Consider the following 8,306-nt stretch of genomic DNA (forward strand, 5'->3'; position numbering starts at 1 on the left):
GCCGGCGCGTGGCCATGGTCACCGCCAAGGATAAACTCCGCGCGATCCTCTCGAAAGGGATGGATGGGATCGCCTTTTCCTCCGAAAAAGCGCGCGAGGCGAACCGCGCCGTCAACGGGATCGACAATGTCGAGGCGCTCGTCGGGCCGACGCCGCCGATCTACAGCGGGGAGGCGAGCCTGTACGTGCTCCGCGCCGGCGTCCGGCTGCTCGAAGAGGGGCTGGCGGACTTCCTCTATCTGTCCCTCACCGACTACATGCAGCACGCCTACGCGCCCGAGGCGCCGGAGTCGCTCGATTTTTATGAGGCGATCGACCATGAGCTGGGCCGGCTCGTCGCGCTCGGCGCCATCGTCGCCGCGACGGCGGACCACGGGATGAACGCCAAGACGCTCCCGGATGGATCGCCGAACGTCCTCTATGTGGAGTCGATGCTCGACGAACACTTCGGTGCCGGCTTCCGCGTCATCTGCCCAATCACGGATCCGTACGTCGTCCACCACGGCGCCCTGGGCTCGGCCGTGACGGTCTATGTCCCACCCAACGTGCCCGTGGCCGACGTCGCCCGCTGGCTGCTGGCCCACCCGGGCATCACCGAGGTATACGACCGCGAGATGGCGGCCCTCAAGCTCGAGCTGCCGCCCGAGCGCATCGGCGACCTGTTTGTGCTTTCGGCGCGGGATGTCGTCCTCGGGCGCACGCCGGCGCAGCACGACCTCAGCCAGCTCAAGGACCGCCTGCGCTCCCACGGCGGGCGCTACGAGGAGATGGTGCCCCTGGTCATCTCCGAACCCCTCAACGCGGCCTACCGCGCCCTCGCCGCCGGCGATCCGCGCAATTTTGACATCTTCGACTTCATCTGCAACGGTACCACAGCATGAGCGATACGGCTACAGCAATTCTCGAACTCCCCGCGTACATCGCCGGGGACGCCGTCCACACCGGTCGAACGGCCACCGTGCGGTACCCGTACACCGGCGAAGTGGTCGGCACCGCCGCGCTCATCGGGCCGGCGGAGGTCGAGCACATGATCACCCGCACCCTGAAAGGCGGCGAGCCGCTGACCCGGTTTCAGCGCTACGAGATACTGAACAACGCCCGCGAGCTGCTCAAGGCGCGGACCGAGGAGTTCGCCCAGAGCATCCGCCGCGAGTCCGGGCTGTGTATGAAAGAGACCTACTACGAGGTCGGCCGCGCCCAGGACGTGCTCCAGTTCGCCGCCATGGAGGCGCTGCGAGACGACGGGCAGGTGTTTTCCTGCGACATCACGCCGCTGGGCAAGCCGCGCAAGATCTTTACCCTGCGCGAGCCGCTGCGGCTGATTTTCGGCATCACGCCGTTTAATCATCCGCTCAACCAGGTGGCGCACAAAATCGCCCCGGCCATCGCCGCCGGCGCGCCGATCCTCCTCAAGCCCTCCGAAAAAACCCCGCTCACGGCCCTCAAATTCGCCGAGCTACTCTACGAGGCCGGCGTGCCTGGCTGGATGTTGAGTGTGTTTGTGGGGACGATCGAGGAAGTGGTCGAACCCATGATCCGCGACGAACGTATCGAGCTGGTGACGTTCACGGGCGGGACAGCCGTCGGAAAGCGGATCGCGTCCATCGCCGGCTATAAGAAGCTCTGCCTGGAGCTGGGCGGCAACTCGCCCCTGATTATTCTGGATGACGCCGACCTCGACCTCGCCGTGTCCCTCGCCGCCGAGGGCAGCTACCGGAATTCCGGCCAGCGCTGCACGGCCGTCAAGCGGATTCTGGTGCAGGATGGGATTCTGGAGGCATTCACCAAGGCGTTTGTTGAGAAATCCCGCTCCTACATCGCCGGCGACCCGGCGGACCCGAAGACGGTGGTGGGGACGGTGATCGACGAGGCCGCCGCGAAGACGCTCGAACGCCGCGTCCACCAGGCCGTGGCCGAGGGCGCACGCGTGCTGCTGGGCGGCAAACGCACCGGCGCGCTGCTCGAGCCGACCGTCATCGCCGACGTCCCACGGACGACCGAGATGGTCTGCAAGGAGTCCTTCGGCCCACTGGCGCCGATTCTCTCCGTGCGCGACATTGACGACGCCATCGCCCTGGCAAACAGCTCGGATTTCGGGCTGTCGACGGGGATCGTGACCTCCAACCTGGACCATGCCCTTAAGGCCGTCAAGGGCATCCGCACCGGCACGGTGAACGTGAACCAGGTGCCGGGGTACCGGATCGAGCTGTCGCCTTTTGGCGGCGTGAAGGATTCCGGCCTGGGCGTCAAGGAGGGGGTTCAGGAATCCATCAAATACATGACCACGGTCAAAACCTTTTCGCTGCCCTGGTAAGGGCCTGCCATGCCAACATCCAACACACCCGAGAAGGGCCGCGACGAACGCGGTAAGTTACTGTTTACGCCGGGCCCGCTCACCACGAGCCGGACGGTGAAAGACGCCATGCGAGTCGACCTCGGCTCGCGCGACGCGACGTTCCTTGAGGTCGTCCGCTCCATCCGCCGGCGCCTGCTGGCGATCGACGGGCTCTCCCAGGAGGCCGGCTACGAGGCCGTGCTCGTCCAGGGGAGCGGGACGTTCGGGCTCGAGTCGGTCGTGGGATCGGTCGTGCCAGCGACCGGCAAACTGCTCGTAGTGGTGAACGGCGCATATGGCGCCCGCATCGCCCACATGGCGCGGGTGCTGAAGATCGCGACAGAGGAGCAGACCTGCGCCGAAAACGAAACGCCCGACCTGGCCGATCTGGAGCGCAGGTTAACCGCCGACCCATCCATCACCCACGTGTTCGTCGTGCAATGCGAGACGACGACGGGAATCCTTAATCCGACGCGCGAGATCGGGGAGATCGTCAAACGCCACGGGAAGGTCTACTGCGTGGATGCAATGAGCAGCTTCGGGGCGATTCCGGCGCAGATGGCGGCGTCGCACGTCGACTTCCTGGTGTCGTCCGCCAACAAGTGCATCGAGGGGGTGCCGGGGTTTGCGTTTGTGTTGGCGCGGCGCGAGGCGCTGCTGGCGATCGCCGGCAACGCTCGCAGCCTCAGTCTGGACCTCCTCGCCCAGTGGAAGGGGCTGGAGCAAAATGGCCAGTTCCGCTTCACCCCGCCGACCCATGCGCTGCTGGCCTTCCACCAGGCGCTGGTCGAGCTGGAGGCGGAGGGCGGCGCCGCGGCCCGCGGGGCGCGGTATGCGAACAACCACCGGGTGCTGGCGGAGGAGATGGGCCGGCTCGGGTTCACGCCGTACCTGCCGGCCGATCGGCAGAGCTTCATCATCACCTCGTATTATTATCCGGAAGATCCGCAGTTCGACTTTGAGGCGTTTTACAGCCGGCTGAGCGATCTCGACTACGTCATCTACCCGGGAAAATTGAGCAAGGCGGATTGCTTCCGGATCGGCAACATCGGTCAGATCTTTCCGGACGACATCCGGGGGCTGGCGGCGGCCATAGCCGAGACGCTCGAAGCCATGGGCGTCGCGGCTCTCGCGAGGTGACCGCCTGGGTGATACGCACGATGAACTCCGCTCCGAAGGCGACCTGAACCTGTCGCCCCACCGCCAGGACTGGCAGCGGGTGCACAACGATGCCGAGACCGCCCGTCTGCTGGCGGAGGACGCGAAGTACTTCCTGCACCAGTCGCTCTCGACGCCCTGCCTCAACGTGCTCGAGGCCTGCGAGGGGAGTTATTTGATTGACAGGCAGGGCCGGCGGATCCTCGACTTCCACGGCAACTGGGTGCATCAGGTCGGTTTCCGCCATCCCCGCGTGATGCAGGCCATCGTCGACCAGCTCCAGACCTTGCCGTTCTGCACCCGCCGGTACACCAACGAAGTGGCCGTCCGGCTCGCGAAGAAACTGACCGAGCTCGCCCCTGGCGACCTCAACAAAGTGCTCTTCGCCCCCGGCGGCGCTGAGGCCATGAGCATGGCCCTCAAGCTGGCGCGGTCCGTCACCGGCCGGCACAAGACGATTTCCATGTGGGATGCCTTCCACGGGGCCACGCTGGATGCGATCTCGATCGGCGGAGAGGCCATTTTTCGGAAGGATATCGGTCCGCTCATGCCCGGGACAGAACACGTCCCGCCGCCGAACCCGGCGGATTGCCCGTGGGATTGTGGGGGGACGTGCCGGCTGAAGTGCGCGGACTACATCGACTACGTCCTCGCCAAGGAAGGCGATGTGGCGGCCGTTATTGCTGAGACGGTGCGGAGTACGCCGTACATCCCTCCGGTCGCCTACTGGCAGAAGGTTAGGGCCGCGTGTGACCGTCACGGCGCGCTCCTCATCCTCGACGAAATCCCCCATGCCCTCGGGCGTACGGGGAAGATGTTCACGGTGGAGCACTACGGCATCGTGCCGGACATGCTGGTGATTGGCAAGGGACTCGGCGGGGCGGTGTTTCCGCTGGCGGCGCTGCTGACGCGCGAGCGGTTCGACGTGGCCGGCGAACGTGCCCTGGGCCACTTCACCCACGAAAAAAACCCCGTCGCCTGCGCGGCCGCACTGGCCACCATCGAGGTGATCGAGGAGGAAGGGCTGCTGGAGCAGAGCCGGCTGAAAGGGAACTACGCCCTCGAACGGCTGCTGGCCATGCGCGAACGGTATCCGCTGATCGGCGACGTGCGCGGGCTGGGGCTGATGCTGGGCGTCGACCTCGTCCGCCCCGATGGCTCCCGCGCCATCGACGAGGCCGAACGGGTGATGTACGCGGCGCTGTCGCGGGGCCTCAGCTTCAAGCTGACGATGGGCAACATCGTCCTCCTCGTGCCGCCGCTGACGGTTTCGTACGAGGAATTGGATCGGGCGCTGGATATTCTGGAGGCATGTTTTGGGGATACGCCTTTCCTGTCATCCCGGACTTGATCCGGGATCCACACGAATGGTAAAAACGGTGGGGGAATGGGGTGAGAAACGCCGGGTTACGGCTCCTGGGGGAGCCTAACCCGGCCTACGTCTTGGCCGTCATCCCCAACTTGATTGGGGATCCACATGTTTGGCTATACGATTGGGTTGACAAACGCCGGGTTACGGCTCCTGGGGGAGCCTAACCCGGCCTACGGGTTTGCTTCATATGTAATCTGCAATTTCCAATGACCTTAACCCATACCGAGCGCGCGCTGCGCGTATTTCCCGCCGGCTCGAACGGCGAGTTTAACATCCCGGATGGGATGGGCATCGTGATCGACCGGGGGGAGGGGTGTTCGTTGTGGGACACCGAGGGCCGGCATTTTTACGACTTCTCGATGGGATGGGGCTCCGCGCTGGTGGGGCACGCCCGTCCGGAGGTGGTCGAGGCCGTAGTGAGGCAGGCAGCGCGGGGGTCGAACTTCGCCTATGTGACCGAGGCGTCGCTCGAATTGGGGGAAGAGCTGGTGCGGCTGAGTCCGGCCTGCGACCAGATCCGCTTCTGCGCCTCGGGCACCGAGGCGACGATGTACATCCTGCGCCTCGCGCGGGCGTTTACCGGGAGGAAAAAGATCCTCAAGTTCGAAGGAGCCTACCACGGTGCGAACGACGTGGGGGTGACGAGCCTCTTCCCGCAGAAATTACAGGCGTTCCCCACGCCCGAGCCCTCGTCTGCCGGCGTCGACCATGCCGTTCAGGACCACGTGCTCATCGCCCCGTACAACGATCTGGCTACCACCGAGCGCCTCATCGACGCGTATGCCGGCGAACTGGCAGGCGTCATCGTCGAGCCCCTGCACCGCTGCCTGCCGCCGGCGGCGGGGTTTCTGCAGGGCCTCCGCGACGCCACCCAGCGCTACGGCATTCCGCTCCTCTTCGATGAAGTGGTGACTGGTTTTCGCTTCGCCTACGGCGGGGCGCAGGAATATTACGGAGTCGTGCCCGACCTCGTGGCGTACGGCAAGGCCCTCGGCGGCGGCTACCCGATAGGGGCCTACGGCGGGCGGGCGGACATCATGGCGCTGGTGCGCGAGGATGGGCTGGGGTACTCCGACCGCTACGTGTGGACGGCGTCGACCCTCGGCGGGAATCCGATTTCCACGACGGCGGCCTCAGCGGCGCTCGAGGTGTTCCGGGCGGATGGCGGGGTGTACCCCGAATTACATCGCATGGGCGTCTACCTCCGCGCCGGCATGCGGCGGGTGCTCGAAACCCGCGGCATCCCGGGCCAGATCATCGGCGACGGGCCGCTTGCTCAGGTGGTGTTTACGGCCGAGACCGAGCCGGTGCGGGATTACCGCGCCACCCGCCGTGGCGACTCGGCCCGGAGCCGCGCGACCATGCTGGGTCTTTTCGAACGCGGTATTTTCCTGAATCCTATGGGGACGAAGCTGTACCTTTCCATCGCGCACGACGAAGCGGTCTGCGACGCGTTTCTCGACCGGTTTGACGATACGGTTGGGGCGTTAACGCGTTGAACGCTGTTACTCATTTTGCCTTTTCCATTTTGCCTTTTGCCTTACTTGTCGCCGGGTTACGCGCCGATGACCCGGATGGGGGTTATGCCATGTTGATCGTGGGTGACGGCGCATTTTGCCTTTTCCCTTTTGCCTTACGTTGCGCCGGGTTACGCGCCGATGACCCGGATGGGGTTTATGCCATGTTGATCGTGGGTGGCGGGTTATCGGCGCTAACCCGGCCTACGGGCTCCACTTTTCATTTTTCACTTTGCATTTTTCACTTCTCGATATCGCCAACGCCACCGTCTTTCGTGGCCGCAACCGGGTATTCGACCGGTTGTCGCTCCGCCTTGAGGCCGGCGTGAACGCGGCGATCCTGGGGCCGAATGGGGCAGGGAAATCGACCCTCTTAAAGCTCCTCTGCCGGGACATCCACGCCGTTTACGCCGAGGACAGCTATGTGCGGGTGCTGGGGAAGGACCGCTGGAACGTGTGGGAGCTGCGGGGGCTGCTGGGGGTGGTTTCCAATGATCTGCAGCTGGACTACACCGGCCACGCCCGGGGCGAGCAGATCGTGTTGTCCGGGTACTACGCGAGCATCGATACGTGGCCGCACCAGACCTTCTCCCCCGAGCAAAAGGACGCCGCGGCCCGGGTCATGGTCGACCTCGGGATCGAACACCTCCGCCGCCGGCCCTTCGCCGCAATGTCCACCGGCGAGCAGCGGCGGTTTCTGCTGGCCCGGGCGCTCGTCAACGATCCCCAGACCCTCATCCTGGACGAGCCCACCAGTGGGCTGGACCTGAACGCCTGCTTCCAGTATCTCCAGACGATCCGCTCCCTCATGCACGCCGGCCGCACCATCGTCCTCGTCACCCATCACATCCACGAAATCCCCCCGGAGATCGACGACGTGATCCTCATAAAAGCCGGCGCCGTCTTCGCCCGCGGCCCCAAAGCCGACGTGCTCACCGGCCCCACTCTCAGCGCCCTCTACGAAACCCCGGTGACCCTGCTGGAGGCGAACGGGTATTATCAGGCGGTACCCGGCTGAGATTTGAAAGTGAAAAGTGAAAAATGCAAAAGGTCAAATCGAAGCCCGTAGGCCGGGTTAGCGCCGATATCCCGCCACAAACGACCATCATGGCAAAGCCCCCATCCGGGTCATCGCCGCGTAACCCGGCGCCACGTAAGGCAAAAGGCAAAGTGAAGAAGGCAAAATGCGCCGCCACCCACGCACAACAGGGCAACATCCCCATCCGGGTCATCGCCGCGTAACCCGGCGCCACGTAAGGCAAAAGGCAAAGTGAAAAAGGCAAAATGCGCCGCCACCCACGCACAACAGGGCAAAGCCCCCATCCGGGTCATCGCCGCGTAACCCGGCGCCACGTAAGGCAAAAGGCAAAGTGAAAAAGGCAAAATGCGCCGCCGCCCACGCACAACAGGGCAAAGCCCCCATCCGGGTCATCGCCGCGTAACCCGGCGCCACGTAAGGCAAAAGGGAAAATGAAAAAGGCAAAATGACAAGGGTGTTCAGGATAAACACCAGCCACCCGTCCCCTCATTGTGAATCTCTTGTCGCATGAGTAGCGATTAACGATGGGAATAGGGGCGTCGGGATGGCGCCGAGTGGTGTCTTTGAATAAACCCCCTGTCATCTCAATCGAAGGCGACGGCGTTAGCCGACGCTGTAGCGGAGAGCCTGCCCCCGCGAAGGCGGGGGGACCTCCTCAATATGGCTTTTGCCAGGTTCTGGAGGTCTCTCCGCTCCGGCCCGATACATCGGGCCTACGGTCGAGATGGCAATAGATTTTTTGGAGGTCTATGCTCAAATCAACTACTGATTCGCATTAATCGCTAATCATGCGAATCAGGAGTTGAAACACGGCGCATACTGGCTTCCGCCGCACGCTCCAGGGTCGTCTTCCCCAACTTGATTGGGGATCCATGGAAGCATGAA

At 64.2% G+C, this 8,306-nt stretch carries 6 protein-coding genes; all 6 read left to right on the forward strand.

Annotated features, from left to right (window positions below; all coding sequences use genetic code 11):
• Nucleotides 1-881: alkaline phosphatase family protein (locus SH809_20535; GenBank protein MDZ4702110.1), on the forward strand; the 881-nt coding region annotated here is incomplete at its 5' end.
• A complete protein-coding gene (locus SH809_20540) occupies nucleotides 878-2,314 on the forward strand; it encodes an aldehyde dehydrogenase family protein (GenBank protein MDZ4702111.1) in 1,437 nt (478 codons plus the stop codon). The genes SH809_20535 and SH809_20540, both read left to right, overlap by 4 nt.
• A 9-nt stretch (nucleotides 2,315-2,323) precedes the next feature.
• On the forward strand, nucleotides 2,324-3,475 hold the full coding sequence (locus SH809_20545) for a 2-aminoethylphosphonate--pyruvate transaminase (protein MDZ4702112.1): 1,152 nt from the start codon (nucleotides 2,324-2,326) through the stop codon (nucleotides 3,473-3,475).
• Nucleotides 3,476-3,479: 4 nt separating this feature from the next.
• Nucleotides 3,480-4,844, forward strand: coding sequence for an aspartate aminotransferase family protein (locus tag SH809_20550; GenBank protein ID MDZ4702113.1), 1,365 nt, complete (start codon nucleotides 3,480-3,482; stop codon nucleotides 4,842-4,844).
• A 227-nt stretch (nucleotides 4,845-5,071) separates the two neighbouring features.
• Complete coding sequence (locus tag SH809_20555; GenBank protein MDZ4702114.1) at nucleotides 5,072-6,364, forward strand: aspartate aminotransferase family protein; 1,293 nt, start codon at nucleotides 5,072-5,074, stop codon at nucleotides 6,362-6,364.
• A gap of 250 nt (nucleotides 6,365-6,614) precedes the next feature.
• Complete coding sequence (locus SH809_20560) at nucleotides 6,615-7,400, forward strand: ATP-binding cassette domain-containing protein (protein MDZ4702115.1); 786 nt, start codon at nucleotides 6,615-6,617, stop codon at nucleotides 7,398-7,400.
• The last annotated feature ends 906 nt before the right edge of the window (nucleotides 7,401-8,306 follow it).

The sequence above is a fragment of the Rhodothermales bacterium genome, assembly GCA_034439735.1.
In the GTDB taxonomy this organism is placed as follows: domain Bacteria; phylum Bacteroidota; class Rhodothermia; order Rhodothermales; family JAHQVL01; genus JAWKNW01.